Source organism: Rhodoferax sp. (assembly GCF_044236835.1).
Classification (GTDB): domain Bacteria; phylum Pseudomonadota; class Gammaproteobacteria; order Burkholderiales; family Burkholderiaceae_C; genus Allorhodoferax.
This window is the reverse complement of sequence record NZ_JBIIGC010000014.1, coordinates 1-22,235: the sequence shown is the minus strand read 5'-3', so window position 1 is coordinate 22,235 and position 22,235 is coordinate 1. Positions and strand designations below refer to the sequence as shown.

The window sequence follows — 22,235 nt, the reverse complement described above, 5'->3', positions numbered from 1 at the left end:
GAGATCGCAATGAAAACAGTGCTTTTAGGTGGGAGCGGCTTCCTCGGCCCGGAGATTCTTTCTAAGTATCCCGACATTGTGTCCGTGGGGCGAACCCGGCCTAATGTTGCGTGCGAGCACATTTGCTGCCCAACCGTCAATGACCTGGACCATGCACTTGGGGGGCTTGAGTTTGACAAAGTTATCATGATGATTGGAAGCTCCAACCATCATCAGCTTAATTGTGGAAACTTACTTGCAATTGAAAAGAATGTTTTGCCTTTGAAGATTGTCTTCAATACTTTGCGAAAGTACAAGATCAAGAAGTTGATTTCTTTCACAAGCATCCTTCTTTACGATCGTGACACAATGACTCTTCCAGTATCCGAAGATCAGCAAATCAGTCCCTATCAAAACGACTATATCTTTAGTAAGTATCTTGCCGAGGAAGTGGCGAGGTTCCATCAAGATGTTCCTAATATTGTTGCGAGATTAACCAATATATACGGGCCAACAACTGCGCTTGGGCGACCTGATGTGGTCAATCAGTTGGTTGAAGGCTTGATACTCAACAAAAAGGCAGCAGTCCAGAACACAGAGGCAGTACGAGACTTCATTTACACTGTGGATGTTGCTGAGGCAGTGGTGCGTCTTCTCGATTCGACGTTCGAAGGCACAGTGAATCTCGCATCCGGAAAGAAGCATTCGATACTTGAGATTGTGGAGCTTTTGGAGCGCCTATCTGGAATTTCAATCGACAGGTTAAACTTGGCTTCTACTGGACACCCGGTTTTTGAGGCTGACATTACGCTGTTGAAAGAAGTTACGGGTTGGGCTCCTGTATATGAACTCGAAAGGGGACTCACGGAAACATTTCGGAAGATGGAGGCGATGTATGGCTAAGATTCTCGTCACTGGTGGTTCTGGGCTCGTTGGACAGACATTGCGAGAAATCCTTCCAAATGCTATTTACCCTCGGTCATCCGACTACGATCTAAGAAGGGAAGAGGACGTAATTCGCATGTACAGTGATCATAAACCTGATGCGGTCGTGCATCTTGCAGGGCGAGTCGCCGGCATCTATGATCACTTGCGATACCCAGTTCAATATTTTGAAGAGAATCTGCTGATGAATACGTTCGTGCTCAAGCATGCAAGGATTCACGGCGTAGAAAAGTTTATAGGGATGCTAAGTACCTGTATTTATCCGGACAGTCTAGATCGCTATCCGCTTTCTGAAAATGATCTGCATAAGGGGCCGCCGACGCAAACAGTTTTTTCCTATGCATATTCAAAGAGAGCCCTTGCTGTACAAATTGATGCATATAACAGGCAGTATGGGACAAGCTATAACTATTTAGTTCCTTGCAATCTTTACGGAAAGTATGACAAGTTTGATGAAGGCCACAGTCATTTCCTTTCTGATTTAATGCGCAAGATACGCAACTCCGACGATGAAATCATTCTATTTGGGACTGGTCGGCCAATAAGGCAGTTCATGGACGCAGCGGATCTTGTTAAGGTTATTGTGCATTACCTCGATAACCAGATAGCTGAATCAGTAAATGTCGCTACACCGGAGGTTTATACTATCAGGGAGATGGCTGAAATTGCAGTTCGCGCCTGCGGAAAGCCTCATTTGAGGATTGTTTTTGATGAATCCAAAGTGGATGGTCAGTATCGAAAAGATGTTTCAATTGAGCGACTGCAGGCTGTAATGCCCAATTTTCGTTGTAAGACATTGTATGAAGGAATACAGGAAACCTATCGTTATTTGCTTAACCCGGATAACTTGATTAGAGGAATCAATGTTGACTACACTGGTCCTAAGGACTGATTTTTTTTGTATTGTGATTCTGCTTTGTGGTGAATTGTTTGTTGATGCTGGGCTTGTTAAGTATATAACTGGAGATTGAGTATGGGTGTTAGATTCCCTTTGGCGACTGCTACTTGGGGGCAGGAAGAGCAAGACGCTATGCAGAGAGTAATCTCGTCTGGTATGTTTACAATGGGTGCTAATGTTCAACATTTTGAACACGATTTCGCACATTATGTTGGTTCCAAGTACTGCGTCATGGTAAACTCCGGCTCGTCTGCCATCTTGTTAATGGTCGCAGCACTTTTTTACACCAAGAACAGCAGGCTAAAACTCCAGCGTGGCGACGAAGTGATTGTTCCAGCGGTTTCTTGGAGTACCACCTACTATCCGCTATACCAGTACGGTCTTAAAATTAAGTTTGTCGATATTGACCTTTATACCCTCAATTACGACCTCGACCAACTTGCAGACGCGGTATCAGATAGAACTCGGGCTATTATGGCGGTCAACTTGCTTGGAAACCCCAACGATTTTCACCGCATACAGAGCATTCTGAATGGTCGCGATATCGTCTTGTTAGAAGATAACTGCGAATCCATGGGGGCTAAGTTCGAAGGTAAGCATGCAGGTACTTTTGGCGTAATGGGCGGCTTTAGTTCATTTTTTAGTCACCATATTTCCACCATGGAGGGTGGACTTATTGTTACTGATGATGAGGAGTTGTATCACATCTTGCTGTCTTTGAGAGCGCATGGTTGGACCCGCAACCTTCCGAAGCACAACCATGTTTGTGGCACTAAAAGTGATGACCCATTTGAGGAATCCTTCAGATTTGTTTTGCCAGGTTACAACGTGCGCCCCTTGGAGCTTGAGGGTGCGCTTGGCGTTGAGCAGGTAAAGCGCTTACCGCACCTTATTGCAGAGCGGCGCAAGAATGGTCGATTGCTACAGGAGGTCTTGGCGCAGCATCCCGACCTTCTTATTCAGAAGGAGATAGGCGAAAGCAGCTGGTTTGGGTTCAGTCTGGTTGTTAAGCCAGGAAGTGCTTTCACCAGGAAGGACCTTCTAGATAAGCTGGATGCACTGGGCTTCGAATGCCGACCGATCGTTACAGGCAACTTCGCAAAAAATGAGGTGGTTAAGTTTTTTGACTACCAGATACATGGTGTTTTGAAGAACGCAGAGCATGTCGACAAAAATGGGCTCTTCATCGGCAACCACCATTTCCCCCTCCCGGAAGCGTTCGATGCGCTTGGCGAACTCAGCCTCTAATGGTCGCGATCCGACTCACTAGTGGTATCGAGTTCTCCTCCGAAGCCGGGGTGTCGATTCTTGATGCGGCCAGCAAGGCGAAGGTTACTTTACCTTACAGCTGCAAGACTGGTCGTTGCAGCAGTTGCAAGTGCAAAGTACTGGCCGGAAGCACTATTGCCCTGCAACCGGAACTCGGCTTGACCAACGAAGAAAAAGCGCAGGGATGGGTGCTAGGTTGTGTGCGCTCCGCGCAATCTGATGTCACGCTTGAGGTGGACGACCTAGGAGCATGGAGCTTACCCCCCGCCAAAACACTGCCCTGTCGCATCGATTCGCTCCGGCGCTTGGCCAACGACGTCATGGAGGTCAAGCTTCGCTTGCCACCCACCGCAGAGTTCGATTACTTGCCCGGCCAATACATCGACGTCATTGGGCCCCAAGGCGTGCGCCGCAGCTATTCGCTTGCTAGCGCCACGCCAGCCAACAAGATGTTGGAGCTGCATGTCAGGGCGGTGGGGGGCGGTGTTATGAGTGCGTACTGGTTTGAACGTGCCCGGCCCAATGATCTGTTGCGCTTGAACGGGCCATTAGGTACTTTTTTCCTGCGCGATGCGGTAGGTGTAGAGCTTACTTTTTTGGCGACTGGCACAGGCATTGCGCCGGTGAAGGCCATCTTGGAGTCCATCGCAGGCCAACCTGCAGACCAGCAGCCCAAGTCAGTTACCGTCGTCTGGGGTGGGCGCCAGCAAGCAGATTTGTACCTCGACATCTCAAGTATTGCAGGCAGCTTCACGTACATTCCTGTTCTGTCACGGGCACCGGCCTCTTGGACTAGTGCGACTGGGTATGTGCAAGATATCTTGCTGGCTCGCGCTCCAGACCTTTCTAGCGCTGCGGTCTATGCGTGCGGGTCCGACGCCATGATTCATAGCGCCGAGGCGCGACTGGTCGAGGCGGGCTTGCCCGCTACCCGCTTTTACTCCGACGCGTTCGTGCGGTCGGGCACCCACTGATTCAACAAGGAGCACTCCCTTGAAAGCTGTCATTCTGGCCGGTGGTCTCGGCACCCGGCTCAGCGAAGAAACCGCCACCCGCCCCAAGCCCATGGTGGAGATTGGGGGTAAACCCATTTTGTGGCACATCATGAAGATGTATTCGCACCACGGCATCAACGATTTCATCGTGTGCTGTGGCTACAAGGGCTATCTCATTAAAGAGTACTTTGCGAATTACTTTCTGCACATGTCGGATGTCACCTTTGATATGCAAGCCAACGCCATGCATGTTCATGAGAAGCGGGCCGAGCCATGGAAAGTTACTTTGGTGGATACCGGCGACCACTCGATGACTGGCGGGCGCTTGCGCCGCGTGGCGGATTACGTCAAAGACGAAGAGGCGTTTTGCTTCACGTACGGCGACGGTGTTGGTGACAACGATATTGCCGCCAGCATCGCCTTCCATGCCAGCCACGGCAAGGCCGCTACCCTAACTGCCACGTATCCGCCAGGCCGGTTTGGTGCGCTTGATATTCATGCCGGGCAAGTGCGCAGCTTCAAAGAAAAGCCGCGGGGCGACGGCGCGCTGATTAATGGCGGATTTTTTGTGCTGGCGCCCAAAGTGTTGTCGCTTTTGGAAGGAGATCACACGATCTGGGAGCAAGAGCCGCTGATCCGGTTGGCCGAGCAGGGCGAGCTGATGGCGTTTCAACACCATGGGTTTTGGCAGCCCATGGACACCCTGCACGATAAAACCACTCTGGAAAAAATGTGGGCCACCGACACAGCACCCTGGAAGAAGTGGGACTGATTATGCAAACCCGCCCCGAGTTTTGGCAGGGCCGTAGAGTGCTTGTGACGGGGCACACTGGCTTCAAAGGCAGTTGGCTCAGCTTGTGGCTGCAGGCTATGGGAGCAGAGTTGCGCGGCATTGCGCTGGCACCACCCACCACGCCCGCCTTGTTTGACGTGGTCCAAGTAGCCAAAGGCATGGATAGCTGCATAGCCGACGTTCGCGACTCAGGCGCCATTGCCCACTTGGTCAAAGACTTTCAGCCCGAGATCGTCATCCATATGGCCGCCCAGCCCTTGGTGCGCTTGTCGTACCAGCAACCCGTAGAGACTTACGTCACCAACGTCATGGGCACGGTGCATGTGCTCGAAGCGGCTCGCCATGCGGGCTCGGTGCGTGCCATCGTCAACGTCACCACCGACAAGTGCTACGACAACCGTGAATGGGTGTGGGGCTACCGCGAAGACGAAGCCATGGGCGGCCACGACCCCTACTCCAGCAGCAAAGGCTGTGCAGAGCTCGTCAGCAGCGCCTACCGCAAGTCATTTCTAGCAGACGCCGGCATTGCCATGGCCACGGCGAGAGCGGGCAATGTAATTGGCGGAGGAGATTGGGCTCTGGATCGCCTGGTGCCCGACACCCTGCTTGCCCTGGAAAAAGGCCAGCCGGTGCAAATCCGCAACCCACACGCCACGCGCCCGTGGCAGCACGTGCTGGAGCCTTTATCTGGCTACTTGCTATTGGCAGAAAAGCTGCACGAGCAAGGCCAAGCCTTTGCTGAAGGTTGGAACTTTGGCCCCAAAGACGAAGACGCCCGCCCTGTGCAATGGATCGTTGAGCAACTGTGCCAAGCCTGGGGGCAGGGCGCAAGTTGGCAGCAGCAGCCAGGCAAGCACCCGCATGAGGCGAACTACCTGAAGCTCGACATCTCCAAAGCCAAGCAGCGCCTGCACTGGGCGCCGCGTTGGTCGCTTGGCACAGCACTCGCCCACATCACCGAGTGGCACCGAGCCTGGCTCCGCGGTCAAGACATGCATGCACTGTGCTTGAATCAAATCAGCCAATACCAACACCAGCCCCAACCATGACCACTTCAACCGTTGCTTTCAACCCCAAGCTAGACAAGCTGCGCATCCAAATCAGCGAGCTGGTGCAGCAATACGCTGAGATTGCTTATGCGCCAGTCCCGTTTGTACCCGGTCAGTCTGCAGTGCCCGTTTCGGGCAAGGTCATAGGCACCAAAGAACTTCAGCTGATGGTAGAGGCATCCTTGGATGGCTGGCTCACCACGGGCCGCTTCAACGCCCTGTTTGAAGAGCGTATGGCCAAGTTCCTGGGTGTCAAGCATGTGCTGACCGTCAACTCGGGGTCGTCGGCCAACCTGGTTGCGTTTTCGGCGTTGACCAGCCCCAAGCTGGGCGACCGCGCCATCCAACCCGGCGACGAAGTCATTGGCGTGGCGGCTGGCTTTCCCACCACGGTCAACCCCATCTTGCAGTTTGGTGCAGTTCCGGTGTTTGTGGATGTGGACTTGGCCACCCACAACATCAACGCCAGCTTGATTGAAGCCGCCATCGGTCCCAAGACCAAAGCCATCATGCTGGCCCACAGCCTGGGCAACCCGTTCAACTTGGACGTTGTAACCGCGCTGTGCAAGAAACACAATTTGTGGTTAGTGGAAGACTGCTGCGACGCACTGGGCGCCACCTACAAAGGGCAAATGGTGGGCACGTTTGGCGACATTGCCACCCTGAGCTTTTACCCGGCGCACCACATCACCATGGGCGAGGGCGGCGTGGTGTTTACCAACCACAGCGAGCTCAAGCAAATTGCAGAGTCCTTTCGCGACTGGGGCCGTGACTGCTACTGCCCACCGGGCAAAGACAACACCTGCGACAAGCGCTTTTGCTGGACCAAAAAGGAATTGGGCGGTGACCTGCCAGACGGCTACGACCACAAGTACACCTATAGCCACCTGGGCTACAACCTCAAGATCACCGACATGCAAGCCGCCTGCGCGCTGGCGCAGATGGACCGACTGGAGGAATTCATCGCCAAGCGGCGCGCCAACTTCAGCTACCTCAAAGACCGCTTGCAAAGTTGCGCCGAGTTTCTGCACCTGCCAGAGCCCACACCCAACACCGAGCCATCGTGGTTTGGCTTTCCGCTGGTGCTCAAAGAAAGCAGCGGTATTCTGCGCACCGACCTGATCAATTACCTAGACCAAAACAAGATAGGCACCCGCCTGCTGTTTGCGGGCAACCTGACCAAGCAGCCGTATATGGCGGGGCGTAACTTCCGTGTGAGTGGCGCGCTGACCCACACCGATGTGGTGATGAACCAGACCTTTTGGTTGGGGACTTATCCGGGGTTGGGGGAGGCGCAACTGGACTATGTTGTGGCGCGCTTGGAAGATTTTTTTGGTGTGAGTTTTTAATGGACAACGAAAGCAACCGACGTTTTGATCCCGCGCGGATGCGCCGGACAGTGCTCGAAATGGCGTATGCCGGTTCTACCGTGCACATCGCCTGCGCCTTTTCGATCATTGAGTTGCTGACAGTGCTGTACCGCTGCCACTTGCGGTACCCCGATAACGACCCCCGTGCGGACGGACGCGACTACTTAGTACTGAGCAAAGGCCACGGAGTTATGGCGCAGTATGCGTGCATGCGGGAGTTGGGCTGGCTCAACGACATTGATATACAGGGCTACTTCAAAGACGGGAGCGACCTTAAAGGCCTTTCAGACTCTCGTGTACCAGGCCTTGAGGTCACGTCGGGTTCATTGGGCCATGGTTTCTCGGTGGGCGTTGGCATTGCCTTGGGTCTGCAGCGCCAAGGCACCGACCAAAAGGTGTACGCAGTGGTTGGGGACGGTGAGCTCAACGAAGGCCCCATCTGGGAAGGCGCTCTAATTGCGGCGCATCACAAGCTGGATCAGTTGATGGTCATTGTTGACAAGAATGGTTTCCAAGCCATGGGCACGACAGATGATGTACTGGCGCTGGGTGACCTGTCTGCAAAGTTCGCCAGTTTTGGATTTGAAACACTTGAGGTCGAAGGGCACAACGAGGCGGCAATAGATGCCGCAATCCGACACCTCTGGGCGACATCGCCCGGCAAACCCAAGGCCCTGATTGCCCGCACCGTCAAAGGAAAGGGTGTGCCGTTTATGGAGTCGGACAATCGCTGGCATTACACCCGGCTAAATGCAGACACCTTTGTGCAGGCAGTTGCAGCCTTGGCGCCCTTTAGAGGTTCCAAATGAGAGAAGCATTTTCCAACTCTCTTGTGCGATTGGCATTGGCAGACTCCAAAGTGCTGCTGCTGACCGGAGACCATGGGTACGCACTATTTGACGAGTTCCGCAAGCAGTGTCCTGACCAATATGTGAATGCCGGAATCGCAGAGCAAAACATGGTTGGCATGGCCGCCGGGTTGGCGCGAGTCGGGTTTCGCCCCTTTGTTTATGGGCTTGCTGCCTTCATTCCAGTGCGAACAGTGGAGCAAATCAAGCTCGATATTGCACACGACGATTTGCCAGTGGTGCTGCTTGGCGATGGCGCTGGTTTTGTCTACAGCCACCTCGGCACCAGTCACCAGTCCACCGAAGACATCGCCTGCACTAGGTCAATACCTGGTCTTTGTGTGCTTTCACCGGCCGATCGGTTCGAAATGGCGGCGTGCATGGATTACGCCTATGCCGCCAAAGGCCCGATTTACTTGCGCATGGGTAAGTCAGATCGTGGCGATGTACACATTGGTCCGATGAGCGAATTGCAACCTGGGATCATGTTGAAGGTTCATTCCGGAGATATATGCGGGCCTTGCCTGATTGCCACGGGTGCTATGGTCAGCACCGCGCTGTCGATCGGCAAGACACTTGGCCTGACGGTTTGGAGCGTGCCGGTACTTAAGCCCTTGCTGGCTTCAGAGGTGTGTGCTGCTGCTCATGCTTCTTCCGGTGTGGTTACGCTGGAGGAACATTCGGTTTTGGGTGGGCTCGGTGCTGCAGTGACAGAGATATTGAGCGAGCACCTACCGCAGCGAGTCTTGCGTGTTGGTGTTCCTGATCGATTTTCCACGTATTGCGGCAGCTACGAGTACCTGCTGAAAGAGCATGGACTTGATCCGGGGACGGTGTTGGCCAAGGTATCTGATTTTTGTAGATCGCTTGCCGCTCCTCAAGGGACGACCCGTCCGCCATGATGCCAGCTCGTGCTGACGGTGTCGGCCCCCTAAACATTCCGACAGAGGACTTGGAGCGTTGTCATGGCCTGGTCGGCGTAGCCTCATGGCGATTGCTTACCAACCGCCGCGTGTTTGTTACTGGCGGAACCGGTTTTGTCGGCAAATGGTTGCTGGCTACCCTGCTGCACGCCAATGAAGCCTTGGGTCTGAACTGCGAAGTTACTGTCTTGAGCCGCCATCCCGAAGCCTTTGTTCATGCCTGGCCTCAAATGGCGGACCAAGTGGCCTGGATCACTGGTGATGTGAGAGATTTCGATGCAGGCAACGCTTCTTATGATGTGATCTTGCACGCAGCCACCGATGTGGTTGCACAGTCTTCACCCCGAGAGTTGTTTTCCGTTTGTCTGGAAGGTACGCGTCGGGTTCTGGAACTAGCGCGCAAAAGCGGCGCCCGAGAGCTGCTATTGGTAAGCTCAGGCGCGGTGTATGGCCCCATTCCACCAAGTATGACCCATGTGCCCGAGACCCACTTGGGGGGACCAGATCCCTTGAGTGCAGACTCAGCATATGCAGAAGGAAAACGCGTGTCCGAGTGGTGGGCGACGCAATCAGCGCATGCTGGGCTAGCGGTAAAAATCGCACGGATTTTTGCTGTGGTCGGCCCCCATCTTCCACTTGATAAGCACTTTGCAATTGGCAATTTTCTGCGCTCTGCGCTGCAGGGTGAGGACATCGTTTTGCAAGGGGACGGTACCGCCCACCGCAGCTACTTGTACGCGTCAGATATGGCTGCCTGGCTCTGGGCTGTGTTGCTGCGCGGGCAGTCAGCTCGGGCCTATAACGTCGGTGCAGAAGAGTCTGTTTCTTTGCTGGAGCTGGCCAATCGGGTATCAAACTTGCTTACATCTGGCGCTGCGCAAGTTCGCGCGCTGCGCATGCCTCAACCCGGCCAGATCCCGCAACACTACGTGCCAGCTAGCCAGCGTATTCAGACTGAACTCGAACTGCCAGTCCCTATGTCACTCGACGAAGCGCTACGACGCACTGCTCGCTGGTACCGCCAATATGGAGTGTTGAGTGCCCTCTCTGATGCCCAAGGGGCCAGATGTTAGTAACCCTGCTGGGGCGACTGGCTCAGTTTGCAATCATGTTTTTGAGCGTTAAGCTCATGACCAGCATGCTGGTGCCGACGCAGTTGGGGCGAGTTGCCCTCATAACCACCAGCGTGGCATTCTTTGCCATGTTTCTGGTCAATCCAGTTGGAATGTTTGTCAACCGCAGGCTGCACGCCTGGTTTGCTGACGGTCGCTGCCGCACTTACCTGCATTGGTATAGCTTGTATATCCTGCTGGTTGCCTGTTTGGCCACACTCTCTTTGGTGGGCTTGTCGATGGCAGGGCTTGACCTGATGGGTTTGTCATGGGCTTGGAGCTTGGCGCTGGTTGGTGGTTCTTTGGTTTTTGGCATCGCCATTCAGACGCTGGTTCCCTCACTTAACATGTTGGGCAGGGGCCTGTCATTTACGGTTCTAAACGTCAGCACACTGGCCACCTCGTTGCTACTCTCGTATGTTTTTTGCACATGGATCGGGGCGTCTGCCGAGCAATGGGTGGCTGGCACAGTAGCGGGCCAAGCGTTGTTGGCGGGGCTGGCGTACTGGGTCTTTTTTAAGAACTATCGCGCCGCTCAGTGGATACCCTATCCATCTGCATCGCAGCGGTATCGGTTGCTGCATTTCTGTTGGCCTATATCGATTGCTGTGGGGTTGCAGTGGGCTCATATGCAGGGCTACCGTTTTGTTTTGGCAGACCGCTTTGGCCTGGAGGAGTTTGGCCTGTTTGCTGCAGGCTACAGTGTGGCTGCCGCGTTTTTATCGGCTGGTGAAACGATACTGACCACCTGGTTTCAGCCTCGGTTTTATCGCTCGGTCAATAGCGAAAACCCCTCTGAACGCAACGCCGCGTGGGCCGCCTACGCTGCGCGCATGATTCCAGCTGCACTGCTCGGATGTAGCGCGCTGATTGCAACATCCAGCTTGCTTCCTAGGGTAATGTTGGGCCCGCAGTACCACGAAGTCGGCAACTATGTCCTGCTGGGTTGCTTTGCCGAATTCGGCCGAATGGTGATTGGCATCTATGTTTTGCACTCACATCAGCACATGTCTACACGCAGTCTAATCTTGCCGAATGCGCTAGGGGCTGTAGCGGCCGCATTTGGTTTGACTTGTGCGATTGTCTTTTTTGATGCTGGCATTGCAGCGGCCCCAGTATTTGCAGCGTGTGGCTGCATATTGGTGGCACTGATGCTGTGGTGGACCGGGCTACGTCTCGATAAGCATACCCACCTGGATGGGGGCAGGCTGACAGCGCAAGCACTTGGTTTATTTGCGGCTGCAGTAGTGGTTCTGCAATTACTAGCAAAGCTCCCAGTTAAGACCACATTGGAGGCACTGCTGGCAAGCCTGTTGGTATTTATGGTCTGGATGGCTTTCGCGTTTTTTATGCGGCACGATCTGTTGGGAAGATCGCAGAATGGAAAAAACGGATAGACAGCATGGAGTCTGACTATGGCAAGCGCGGTGTAGAGCGATCATGAGATGGATTTGATGTGATGTATGCCAATCTAGAAAACAAAAAAACGACGAGAACACCAAATGACTAAACATATCTTCATTGACCCGTCTTATCAAGTTTTCTTAAATGATAAGTTGTTTCAACTAGACGATGCAAAGTTGAACAGAGACAACCAACTGCTTCCGTTTTGGCGTGCCAAAAAATCCGCGGCGCGTAAAAACATCAGCATGAACACCGCTGATTTTTTAGAAAAAATGGGAGAAAACGATGAGGCTGACTATTTCTCTTTGGGAATCACGTCTCGCTATGAATTGTTAAGTGAGAGCAAGAATGTAAACCGCAAGGCATTTGTTGTGATGGAGTCGCCGATGATTGCCCCACATATTTACGCGCAACTGCCCCGCATCACAGAATATTTTGACTGGGTTTATGTTCACAATGTTGAGGGCGATGGATATTCATTGATCGACGTAGATGCAAAAAAGTTAAGAAAGCTCTACTGGCCGATGCCGGACCATGGTGTGATTGAAAAATACTGGTCATGTCGTGATCGACGCAACAAGATAGTAGTTGTGAATGGAAATCACAAGGCGTGGGGGAAAAAGTCCGAGTTGTATAGCGAGCGAATTAATGCTATGGCGGAGTTAACTCGTTTTAACTGTATTGATCTTTATGGTGTGGGTTGGAGCCAGTGGTGGAGTCGAAGTTCCATGTGGCCACCATACTACAAGAACTACAGAAATATTATGAAGATATATAAAGGAGCATGTGAATCGAAGTATCAGGTGATGGCGGGTTATGATTTTGTTCTTTGTTTAGAGAACATGCAGATGAATGGTTATGTTACGGAGAAGATATTCGATTGTTTTTATTCTGGTGCCATACCAATTTACTATGGAGCGCCTGATATACATGAATACATACCCAAGGAATGCATGATTAACGCCCGCGAATATCGCACTTGGTGCGAAGCTTGGAGATACGCATCAAGTTTATCGGTCGACGCACGCGAGGCATACAGACATGCCGCGAAAAATTTTATGAATTCAGAGAGTTTCAAAAAGTACACAAATTCAATTGAGAACATCATCCTCAATGAACTTTAGTATGGATCAGAGTCGAATGGCATCCAACATGGAACCCAGGGTGGAATTGTATATTCTATCAAGAGACAGGGTAAGCTTATGTCGCGAAGCAGTCACATCCGCGTTGGCGCAGACATATAAAAATCTCACTGTTGTTTTGTCTGACAATTCTTCAACAGAAGATGTGGTTGACATGATGTACAAAGACTTTCCTCAAGTGAAAGTACTTAGAAGACGTCCCAACCTGCCGGCAATTGATCACTTCAATGCGATCATCGAGAATGCCGATGAGGAGTTTTTGGTGATGTTTCATGACGACGATGTTTTTGCGCCAAACTACGTTTCTGATATGGTGCAGTTAGCTGCACAAAACTGCGACGTCGTGGCTGTTGCTTGCAACGCTCACATCATGCGTGGATCATTCCTAACGCATGGCAAAGTTATGGGAGGCTTCACCGGGCAGATACGCCTGAATAGTGCTTTGGAGCTAATTGAACCATACTTCTCTATTGGCCCACGAAATCCAGCGCCATTTTCAGGCTATATGTACCAAGCAAGTTATCTGAAAGGTATGGCGATGGAATATGCAAAGGGGGGGAAACACTGCGATGTGTCCTTTCTATGTGAGTTGCTAAAACGTGGACCAATACTGTGGACGGCTGCTTGCAACTTCTACTATCGCATTCACGAATCCAACGATAGCGGTTACGAGCATGTGGCGAATCGGCTGAGCTTGATGCGATACGTTCAGTCCAACATAGGTCTGAGCAGACGCGCTGACATCCTGATGGACTATCGCTTTACGTATTGGAGGCGCTGGTTAGAGCAGCTTCCGTTGAATAAACGTGTCGGCAAACGATATGCAGTGGTTGAAAAGTTTATACGTGCAAGGACATGGCGTTTGGCAACAACGCGTATCGATTTTTGGATACGATGCTGGTATAAGCTAGTCAGATATGTTATACGATGATCGAATGTAAATTTTCAGGAATTTGAAATTGTTTTACGTAAGTGTTCTTTCGGGAATTGCGTCACTTTTTTTCATCAGTATCGCACTTAGATACAGATCGCATGGGAGTACCGCTATTTTTCTGTTTGCATGCTTACTTGTTGTCTCGGACATCGTGAATCCAATCATCTTTATGGCAAACCGGGATATGTACTCCACCTTTGGATGGAGCGCGGTACGTTCATATGATTTCAGTCTAGATGCTCTGATCATGTACTATTCGAATAGCTACTTTATTTGTATCGTTATATTTTTAGTTACATTTACAGTTCGTATTGCATTGCGAAAAAACTGGAGGCACTCGTTCGCTGCAAATGAAAGCGATTTTAAGTTGCGCATTGCCAATAAATCAAGATCAAACTCCAAAGATCGGGACGCGGGCTTGGTTTTTTTTGTTTTCTTAATGATTTTGATATATTATCCTCTATACAATAGCAAAGTCGGCGTTACAGGTCTCCCCGGCGAACTGCCTTATCGCCTCTCAGGCGCCTTTCATTACTTCCGTGCATACATTGTCCCCATTTTACTAGTCCTGCTGCTGAATCGATCCAAGGCCAGTGGGAAAGTTTTTGTCGCTGTACTTATATACTCGATTATTGCAGGCGTAGCCGCCGCAAGTAGGTTCGTTGGCTTATTGCCATTAGTATTGTTGGCATTTCATTATTTTAGGGCTGGAAGATTATTTTACGTTTTTTCATCATGTTTTTCTATGCTTTTTGTGTGGTTTGTTGTGACTACATCAAGGGATCTGACTTTTGATGGCGGTACACATAACTTGCTTGCAGTGCTGCAGTATTCATTAACCAATATTTCGTTTGTGGAGATCGTGAGTTCGTTGGATCTAATGAGCGGACGCCTATCGGGTGCGCAGCAGATCGTCCTGGTCGGTCAGCTTCGTGGTAACGAGGAGTGCTCGAATATTCTGAGATACGTACTTGGCTTTGGTGAGGTTTGTAGCAACACTGCCGGTGTGGTTTATGGGCTGGATCTCTCGGGTACTTCCTATGGAATTGGTTTGAGCTTGATTCCAAGCATTATTATCTCCGGGAGCTCATTGCTTGATTATTATTTGCCCGCCGTGTGGGTTGCGTCATTGCTTTTGCTTGCCCAATTTTTCTATGACCGTTTGGTTGTCGTTGCTGGTTGGCATGGCTTTTCAGGGTTGTACTTATTTCTTTCGGTACTTTTCTTGTTCCTAGGACAAATAATGTTTTTGTACTATTTGAATGTATTTGTTGCTTGTATTTTCATTGTAAGGTTCATTTTACTCCGGAAAAGATGGATACTTGGTTCGAATTATGCAAACTAGTGATGGCGATGATTTCGCAAACTTGATTGCTACCCGATTGGGTGCATCAGCGAAGGCCTTAAGTCGGCAATTTCTTCAGTCATTTGAGGAGATTGGCGTGCGGTATTTTGTTGTTGACGACTTGTTGCCAAATGATGTTGCAAAGAGAATATCCGAAGTATTCCCTGATACTGGGTCGATGCGTCTGATGAGCAGTTTTCGCGAAAGAAAATTTACTTCGAAAAGCTTTGATGACTTTCACCCTCTTATGAGAGATATCACTTATGCAATTCAGGCCTCTCCGGTCTTGAAGATGATTGAGAATATTACGGGTATTAAAGGGCAAATTGCCGATCCAAGCCTCTATGCAGGAGGATTGAGTGCCATGACTCGTGGGCATTTTCTTGGCCCCCACATTGACAACTCTCACGACAGTTCGCGTACACTTTATAGAACTCTGAATGTTTTATATTATGTCTCGCCGGATTGGAGTCTGGAAAATGGAGGAAATCTAGAACTTTGGGATAAGAGCGTTCGTCACAGTGCAACGATCATCAGCCAATTTAATCGGCTTGTCGTTATGGAAACCACTCCGACATCATGGCATTCTGTCAGTCGGGTTATAACGGCAGATATTCGGAGATGTGTTTCGAATTATTATTTCGCTACTGATTCTCCGACTGGTGAGGACTACTTCAATGTAACTTCGTTCAGCTCGTGGCCTGATCAACCTTTCCATAGGTTGCTTGCCGGGGCTGACAGGCGCGTACGCCAATTGATACGTAGGTTTGTTCCGGCTGGGTTCGGAAAGAAGGATGTTTATCGGGGAGAGGATCTATGAACGCTCCGAGAGGAAGACTGTTGTTGTATGCACCCAATGTACACACCGGTGGTGGTGCTGTCCTGTTGGACTTTCTGCTCGAAGCTTGGCCTGCGGATTTGCAATTGGTAGCATGGCTTGACTCGCGTGCGCGCGACCGCTTAAATCTGCCGCCCGGGGCTTCTGTAAGGTGGGTTAGACCAAATGTAGGTTCCCGTTTCGTGGCGGAAATGACATTGGCTCAGTTTTCAGCACATGGTGACAGGGTTCTTTGCTTTCATGGCCTGCCGCCGCTGTTTCCGAACGAAGGTGAGATTCTTGTCTTCCAACAAAACAGAAACCATTTTGGCATGGTGCAACTGGACGCATTTTCGTGGAAGACACGGCAGCGCATTAGGTTTGAGCAGTTTGTTGCTTATGTGTTCCGGCGTCGTTGTGCTAGTTACTGGGTTCAGACTCCGTCTATGGCGCAGTCTCTAAAAAAATGGTACGGTGATGAGTCAGTAGAGGTTCATGTTTTGCCATTTTTAATGCCTGTGGCGTCTGCGAATGCACCCGGTGCGCCGCAGAGGGATTTCATTTACGTTGCGGATGGGGAAGGACACAAGAATCACAGACGACTTATTGAAGCTTGGGTGATCCTCGCCAAGCAGAATGTTTTTCCTACTTTGGCTCTGACGCTTTCACGGCGCGACTCGTCATTGCTGGCTTGGATTCATTCGATGATTGAGAGGTACGATTTACGTGTTTCAAATCTGGGACAGTTGCCACATGAAGCTCTTGTTGCAGAGTACGTTCACTCTAATGCCCTGATCTTTCCATCTGTCAGCGAATCTTTTGGTTTGCCACTTTTGGAAGCTCGCGAGCTAGGTTTGAGAATTGTCGCGTCCGAGTTAGACTTCGTACGTGATGTGTGTGAGCCTATTGAAACCTTTGATCCATATGCGCCAGTGTCTATTGCTCGTGCCGTCAGACGCTTCTTGGGCCATCGGGAGTCGGTCGTGGAGCCAGTTAGTGCGTCTTTGTTTTTGAGCACTTTGCTCAGTTCTAATTCATGACGTTATTCTTTTTCAGTCAGGAGTTCTGTTGACTGGTCTGCTGCCAGTTTAAGATCTATTGGAAATGCATATGACGAAAAGCAAGCGAATAGTTATTCTCGGCGCTAGCGGTATGCTTGGCAACGCAGTACTTCGTTTCTTCGCCAGAGAGACCTTGCATGAAGTATTTGGTACAGTGCGTGATCGGAAGAGTGCTGATTTGGTTCAACGCATGGCTCCGACAGCGCAACTCTTTGCCGGAATAGATGTCGAGGATATGGATAGCCTGATCCGTATGCTCGCGCAGACCAGGCCTGAATTAGTTATAAACTGCATTGGTGTGGTTAAACAGCTTGCTGCGGCAAACGACACACTTCATGCACTCCCTATCAATGCGTTGCTCCCTCATCGTTTAGCTCAGTTGTCAGCGGTGGCAAATGCACGTTTGGTACATATGAGTACTGATTGTGTTTTCTCTGGTACTCGTGGGAGCTATACTGAGGATGAATCACCCGATGCGCAGGATCTGTACGGACGTAGCAAACTGCTGGGTGAAGTAGATTACCCAAATGCGATTACGTTGAGAACATCAATTATCGGGCACGAACTGGCAGGCGCCCGAAGTTTAGTTGATTGGTTTTTGTCGCAAGACCGAAAGGTAAGTGGGTACAAGAATGCCATTTTTTCAGGCCTTCCTACTGTTGAAATTGCTCGCATCATTTGCGACCATGTTATTCCTAACCCTCATCTGCGAGGCCTATATCACTTGTCAGCCACTCCAATTAGTAAGTTCGATCTCCTTTGCTTGATTCGAAGTGTTTATCAAAAGGACATTGAAATTGTTCCTGATGAGAGTTTGATTATTGATCGATCACTTGACTCGCAGCGTTTCAGGGCTGCTACTGGATTTCAGCCTGAAACCTGGGAAGTGTTGGTTAAGCGTATGCATGCCTTCAAATAGTCAGTAAAATTTTTAAAGATATGTTTTCTACCAAAAAACTGCTAATCACCGGCGGGACTGGATCTTTTGGAAACGCCGTTTTAAGACGTTTCCTAGATTCGGATTTATCTGAGATTCGCATCCTAAGTCGCGATGAGAAGAAGCAGGATGATATGCGGAAGAAGTTTAATCATTCCAAGCTTAAGTTTTACATTGGTGATGTAAGAGATTATCAATCTGTCATCAATGCGGTGCGAGGTGTCGACTTTATTTTCCATGCGGCCGCCTTGAAGCAAGTACCCTCATGCGAGTTTCATCCCATGGAGGCTGTGAAAACCAACGTCATCGGAACGGAAAATGTGCTTGAGGCGGCCATCAACTGTGGAGTACGCCGCGTGGTCTGTCTAAGTACTGACAAGGCCGTCTACCCCATCAACGCGATGGGAATAAGCAAGGCGATGATGGAAAAAGTGATCGTTGCAAAGTCTCGTTCTGCCGCTGAGACTGTTATATGTGCGACCAGGTATGGGAATGTGATGGCGTCGCGCGGTTCTGTGATTCCCTTGTTCACCAAGCAAATTCGGTCTGGTCAAGCCATCACAATTACTGACCCAAACATGACTCGATTCATGATGACATTAGATGATGCGGTGGACCTGGTGTTGTATGCGTTTGAGCATGGCAATGCAGGCGATATTTTTGTGCAGAAGGCCCCAGCTGCAACGATTTTCACGTTGGCCTCGGCGTTGTGTGATTTACTGGCTGTGCCTGGTCACCCGATCAATGTAATTGGAACTCGGCATGGGGAGAAGTTGTATGAAGCCCTTTTAAGTCGCGAAGAAATGGTTGCTGCGAAGGATCTGGGTAACTATTTTTGTGTACCACCTGATTTGCGTGATTTGAACTACGGAAAATATGTAGAGTACGGCGAATTGAAGATATCAGAAGCTGTCGACTATAACTCCCATAACACTACTCGCCTTGACGTCGAGGGGATGCGTGCTTTGTTAATGAAGCTAAGGTTTGTTCAGGCGCAGGTTGCTGGTGAACACGTTGAGCCAGAAGAATAGATCTGTTGATTACTCTGGGTTCTATATCATGAAGAAACTAAAGGTTATGACAGTCGTGGGCACGCGCCCGGAAATCATTCGACTGTCGCGTGTGATGGCAAAGTTGGATCAGTTTTGTCAGCACGTGATTGTGCATACCGGTCAAAATTACGACTACGAACTTAATCAGATTTTTTTCGATGATTTGTCAATTAGAAAGCCGGACCACTTTCTAAATGCTGCAGGCCCAAGCGCTGCGGAAACAATTGGTAACGTTATAGGAAAGATTGACTCGATTCTTGTATCTGAAAAGCCTGATGCGTTGCTAGTGCTTGGAGACACCAATAGTTGTCTTTCTGTGATTCCAGCTAAGCGGCGCAAGATACCCATCTTTCATATGGAGGCAGGTAACCGTTGCTTTGACATGCGCGTCCCCGAGGAAACGAATCGTCGCATAGTTGACCATACTGCTGATGTAAATTTGACTTACAGCGACATAGCGCGCGAAGCACTTCTTCGCGAGGGTTTACCCGCGGACTTGATAATCAAGACCGGTAGCCCAATGGCTGAGGTTCTTGCGTATTACCGGGATGGCATAGCGAACTCTGGTGCCTTACACGCGCTGGGACTAGAACCGGAAAAATTTTTTTTGGTCAGTTCCCATCGTGAGGAAAACATCGATTCAGATGTTAACTTTCCGCTTTTGGTTATGTTGTTGAATTCTTTGGCAGAGCAATTTCAACTCCCAGTCGTTGTTTCAACCCATCCACGAACCCAAAAGCGTGTTCAAGCTATGGGTGTGGGTTTCCATGCGAATGTCAAGCTCATGAAGCCTATGGGCTTTACTGACTATGTCAGTTTGCAGTGCTCGGCGAAAGCTGTTTTATCTGACAGCGGCACCATTAGTGAAGAGTCTTCCATACTGAACTTCCCAGCACTTAATTTGCGCGAGACACAAGAGCGACATGAGGCGTTTGAGGAAGCATCGGTGATGATGGTCGGCTTGAATGTTGAACGTGTTCTGCAAGGTTTGAAGATACTTGAGAGCCAAGCGCGTGGTGATTCCAGACTTTTGCGTCCGGTCGCCGACTACAGCATGCCCAACGTCAGTGACAAGGTAGTGCGCATCATCCACAGCTACACCGACTATGTGAACCGGGTGGTTTGGAAGAAGTATTGAGCCGATGCGAATCGCGCTGATTGCCGACACCTTCCCGCCCCTTCGCACCTCGGGTGCGGTGCAGTTGCGCGATTTGTCGCGGGAGTTTGCAAAGCAGGGCCACAGCGTGACGGTGCTGCTGCCCGAGCCAAACCAGCGCGTTCCTTGGGTGTTGGATGAGCTTGACGGTGTGCAAGTGTTGCGACTGAAGTCTCCCCGCACCAAAGACATCGGTTATGTGCGCCGAACTCTGGCCGAGTGCGCCATGCCTTTTGCCATGTTGCGGCAGCTCCGAAAGAGCCCCTTGGCCGCTACGCGCTGGGACGGGGTGGTGTGGTACGCGCCGTCCATCTTCCACGGGCCACTGGCGCGGGCTCTCAAGGACGCCAGTGGTTGCAAGGGCTACCTGATTTTGCGGGACATTTTTCCCGACTGGGCGTTGGACATGGGGTTGATGGGCCGCGGGCTTCCGTATAGATTTTTTTCCGCGATTGCGCGCTACCAGTACGCGGTGGCCGATGTCATAGGCGTGCAAACGCCGGGCAACACCGGGTACTTTGCGCACTGGCAGCGCAAGCCCGGTCGCCGCTTGGAGGTGTTGCAAAACTGGCTGGCGGTGCCTGCCTTGGTGCGCTGCCCCATCCGGATCAGCCAAACGGCGCTGGGCGGACGCAAGGTGTTGGTGTACGCCGGCAACATGGGCGTGGCGCAGGGCATGGACATGGTGTTGAACTTGGCGCAAGAGATGCGCAGCCGGGCCGACGTGGGTTTTTTGCTGGTGGGGCGCGGTAGCGATGTGTCCCGCCTCAAGCAGCTGGCGGTTGACCGGTCGTTAGACAACGTCCTGTTTTTCGACGAGATTGACCCCGATGAGATTCCCGACCTGTACGCCCAATGCTTTGCTGGCATCGTGGCGCTGGACCACCGGCACAAGTCCCACAACATTCCCGGCAAGTTTTTGACCTATATGCAATGTGGCTTGCCTGTACTGGCCAACGTCAACCCAGGCAATGACCTTGCTCGCACCATTCGCGAAGAGCGGGTGGGGCAGGTGTGCGAAAGCAACCAGTTAGCAGAGTTGGTGCAACACGCGACGGCCTTGATGTCCGCCAATGAACCGCAGGCGGATGTGTCGGCACGTTGCCGCGAGCTGTTTGCACGCGACTTCGCGGTCAGCCAATCGGTGCGCCAGATCGTTGCCGCTCTGGGTACTTGAACTGCAGGACCATTACATGAAGATCTTTACCGCCCTGTCGTTAAACGCTCTGACCGAGCAGGCCCAAGTCAGCCCCCGGCGTCGCCAACACCTCAGCATCCACCAAAGCTACCAGGAGCCCTGCCAGCGCCTTTTCAACGCGATCGAGCCCGACAGCTACATCCGCCCGCACCGGCATGCCACCGACCCCCGCGATGAGTTTTTGCTGGCGGTGCGTGGCGAGATGGCCTTGCTGACTTTTGATGACGCGGGCGCAGTGACCCATGTGCAGCGATTTGCCTCCGAAAAGTACGGCCCCGCCTTCGCCGCCGGCATAGAAGTACCAGCCAGCACCTGGCACACCGTGCTTGCCCTGCGACCGGGCAGTGTGTTGCTGGAAGTGAAGGCTGGACCGTTCGACCCCGCCCAACCCAAAGACCTCGCCGCTTGGGCGCCAGAGGAGGGCTCAAGTAGCGCAGGTGCGTACTTGAAGACACTGCGGGAGCGGGCCGCCTGATGAAAAGGGTGCTGGTCACTGGAGGGACCGGCTTCATTGGGATTCACACCACTCTGGCCTTGCTGCAATCGGGGGTGGACGTTGTGGTGCTGGACAACCTGTGCAACAGCGACGCTGTGTCCTTGCAACGGGTGGCAACGTTGGCGGGGCGAGAGCCTGTTTTTGTAGAGGGCGACATTCGCGACCGTGCACTGCTGGACCGCGTGTTTGCAGAGCGCAACCTCGACGCAGTGCTGCACTTTGCGGGGCTCAAGGCGGTGGGCGAAAGCATGGCGCAGCCGCTGCGTTACTTCGACAACAACGTCCACGGTAGCTTGGTGCTGCTACAGGCCATGGCGCACGCGGGCGTACGCAAGTTGGTGTTCAGCTCGTCGGCCATGGTGTACGGCGAGCCGGCGCCCATGCCTGCGCATTCCATTGATGGCGGACAGTGATTCCACGTTCATCGCGGACGGCATTCCAAGCGATGGCGGACACCCTGCGCTGGTGTCCTGAGTGACGGTGGCAATCGTATCCCAACTGTCCGGGATGGC

Annotated in this window: 22 protein-coding genes; all 22 read left to right on the top strand. The window is 51.5% G+C overall.

Going from position 1 to position 22,235, the window contains the following annotated elements:
- Positions 1-9 precede the first annotated feature (9 nt).
- The 22 genes from ACILRC_RS10810 to ACILRC_RS10705 all read left to right on the top strand — a co-directional run bounded on the left by ACILRC_RS10810 (position 10) and on the right by ACILRC_RS10705 (position 22,136).
- Positions 10-882 carry an NAD-dependent epimerase/dehydratase family protein gene (locus tag ACILRC_RS10810; protein ID WP_395669380.1) on the top strand — a complete coding sequence of 291 codons (873 nt, stop codon included), beginning with the start codon at positions 10-12 and terminating at the stop codon, positions 880-882.
- Positions 875-1,816, top strand: a complete 942-nt coding sequence (locus tag ACILRC_RS10805; RefSeq protein ID WP_395669379.1) for an NAD-dependent epimerase/dehydratase family protein — start codon at positions 875-877, stop codon at positions 1,814-1,816. Before ACILRC_RS10810 ends, ACILRC_RS10805 begins: the two co-directional genes overlap by 8 nt.
- Before the next feature lie 81 nt (positions 1,817-1,897).
- Positions 1,898-3,070, top strand: a complete 1,173-nt coding sequence (locus ACILRC_RS10800; protein WP_395669378.1) for a DegT/DnrJ/EryC1/StrS family aminotransferase — start codon at positions 1,898-1,900, stop codon at positions 3,068-3,070.
- A complete protein-coding gene (locus ACILRC_RS10795) occupies positions 3,070-4,065 on the top strand; it encodes an FAD-binding oxidoreductase (protein ID WP_395669377.1) in 996 nt (331 codons plus the stop codon). Before ACILRC_RS10800 ends, ACILRC_RS10795 begins: the two co-directional genes overlap by 1 nt.
- A gap of 19 nt (positions 4,066-4,084) precedes the next feature.
- Complete coding sequence (gene rfbF, locus ACILRC_RS10790; protein ID WP_395669376.1) at positions 4,085-4,858, top strand: glucose-1-phosphate cytidylyltransferase; 774 nt, start codon at positions 4,085-4,087, stop codon at positions 4,856-4,858.
- Positions 4,859-4,860: 2 nt separating this feature from the next.
- Complete coding sequence (gene rfbG / locus ACILRC_RS10785; protein ID WP_395669375.1) at positions 4,861-5,928, top strand: CDP-glucose 4,6-dehydratase; 1,068 nt, start codon at positions 4,861-4,863, stop codon at positions 5,926-5,928.
- A complete protein-coding gene (gene rfbH / locus ACILRC_RS10780; RefSeq protein ID WP_395669374.1) occupies positions 5,925-7,277 on the top strand; it encodes a lipopolysaccharide biosynthesis protein RfbH in 1,353 nt (450 codons plus the stop codon). Before rfbG ends, rfbH begins: the two co-directional genes overlap by 4 nt.
- Positions 7,277-8,107: a transketolase gene (locus tag ACILRC_RS10775; protein WP_395669373.1), complete on the top strand. Its 831-nt coding sequence runs from the start codon at positions 7,277-7,279 to the stop codon at positions 8,105-8,107. The genes rfbH and ACILRC_RS10775 overlap by 1 nt, the downstream gene beginning before the upstream one ends.
- Positions 8,104-9,048 (top strand): transketolase family protein, encoded by a 945-nt coding sequence (locus tag ACILRC_RS10770; protein ID WP_395669372.1) that lies wholly within the window; start codon positions 8,104-8,106, stop codon positions 9,046-9,048. Before ACILRC_RS10775 ends, ACILRC_RS10770 begins: the two co-directional genes overlap by 4 nt.
- The gene (locus ACILRC_RS10765) at positions 9,045-10,142 is read left to right on the top strand and encodes an NAD-dependent epimerase/dehydratase family protein (RefSeq protein WP_395669371.1); all 1,098 of its coding nucleotides are present in this window, start codon (positions 9,045-9,047) and stop codon (positions 10,140-10,142) included. The genes ACILRC_RS10770 and ACILRC_RS10765 overlap by 4 nt, the downstream gene beginning before the upstream one ends.
- Positions 10,136-11,578: a lipopolysaccharide biosynthesis protein gene (locus ACILRC_RS10760; RefSeq protein ID WP_395669370.1), complete on the top strand. Its 1,443-nt coding sequence runs from the start codon at positions 10,136-10,138 to the stop codon at positions 11,576-11,578. Before ACILRC_RS10765 ends, ACILRC_RS10760 begins: the two co-directional genes overlap by 7 nt.
- Before the next feature lie 105 nt (positions 11,579-11,683).
- Complete coding sequence (locus ACILRC_RS10755) at positions 11,684-12,709, top strand: glycosyltransferase family 10 domain-containing protein (RefSeq protein ID WP_395669369.1); 1,026 nt, start codon at positions 11,684-11,686, stop codon at positions 12,707-12,709.
- The gene (locus ACILRC_RS10750; protein WP_395669368.1) at positions 12,699-13,658 is read left to right on the top strand and encodes a glycosyltransferase family A protein; all 960 of its coding nucleotides are present in this window, start codon (positions 12,699-12,701) and stop codon (positions 13,656-13,658) included. Before ACILRC_RS10755 ends, ACILRC_RS10750 begins: the two co-directional genes overlap by 11 nt.
- Before the next feature lie 187 nt (positions 13,659-13,845).
- Complete coding sequence (locus ACILRC_RS10745) at positions 13,846-15,006, top strand: hypothetical protein (RefSeq protein WP_395669367.1); 1,161 nt, start codon at positions 13,846-13,848, stop codon at positions 15,004-15,006.
- A 97-nt stretch (positions 15,007-15,103) separates the two neighbouring features.
- On the top strand, positions 15,104-15,826 hold the full coding sequence (locus ACILRC_RS10740; RefSeq protein ID WP_395669366.1) for a 2OG-Fe(II) oxygenase: 723 nt from the start codon (positions 15,104-15,106) through the stop codon (positions 15,824-15,826).
- Positions 15,823-16,863: a glycosyltransferase gene (locus ACILRC_RS10735; RefSeq protein ID WP_395669365.1), complete on the top strand. Its 1,041-nt coding sequence runs from the start codon at positions 15,823-15,825 to the stop codon at positions 16,861-16,863. Before ACILRC_RS10740 ends, ACILRC_RS10735 begins: the two co-directional genes overlap by 4 nt.
- Before the next feature lie 70 nt (positions 16,864-16,933).
- Complete coding sequence (locus ACILRC_RS10730; RefSeq protein WP_395669364.1) at positions 16,934-17,803, top strand: dTDP-4-dehydrorhamnose reductase family protein; 870 nt, start codon at positions 16,934-16,936, stop codon at positions 17,801-17,803.
- A 20-nt stretch (positions 17,804-17,823) separates the two neighbouring features.
- A complete protein-coding gene (locus ACILRC_RS10725) occupies positions 17,824-18,852 on the top strand; it encodes a polysaccharide biosynthesis protein (protein WP_395669363.1) in 1,029 nt (342 codons plus the stop codon).
- A 28-nt stretch (positions 18,853-18,880) separates the two neighbouring features.
- On the top strand, positions 18,881-20,011 hold the full coding sequence (gene wecB, locus ACILRC_RS10720; RefSeq protein WP_395669362.1) for a non-hydrolyzing UDP-N-acetylglucosamine 2-epimerase: 1,131 nt from the start codon (positions 18,881-18,883) through the stop codon (positions 20,009-20,011).
- A 4-nt stretch (positions 20,012-20,015) separates the two neighbouring features.
- Positions 20,016-21,206: a glycosyltransferase family 4 protein gene (locus ACILRC_RS10715; protein WP_395669361.1), complete on the top strand. Its 1,191-nt coding sequence runs from the start codon at positions 20,016-20,018 to the stop codon at positions 21,204-21,206.
- Between the two features lie 16 nt (positions 21,207-21,222).
- Entirely contained in the window at positions 21,223-21,702 is a 480-nt protein-coding gene (locus tag ACILRC_RS10710; RefSeq protein WP_395669360.1) for a WbuC family cupin fold metalloprotein, read from the top strand.
- A complete protein-coding gene (locus tag ACILRC_RS10705; RefSeq protein ID WP_395669359.1) occupies positions 21,702-22,136 on the top strand; it encodes an SDR family NAD(P)-dependent oxidoreductase in 435 nt (144 codons plus the stop codon). Before ACILRC_RS10710 ends, ACILRC_RS10705 begins: the two co-directional genes overlap by 1 nt.
- Positions 22,137-22,235 lie beyond the last annotated feature (99 nt).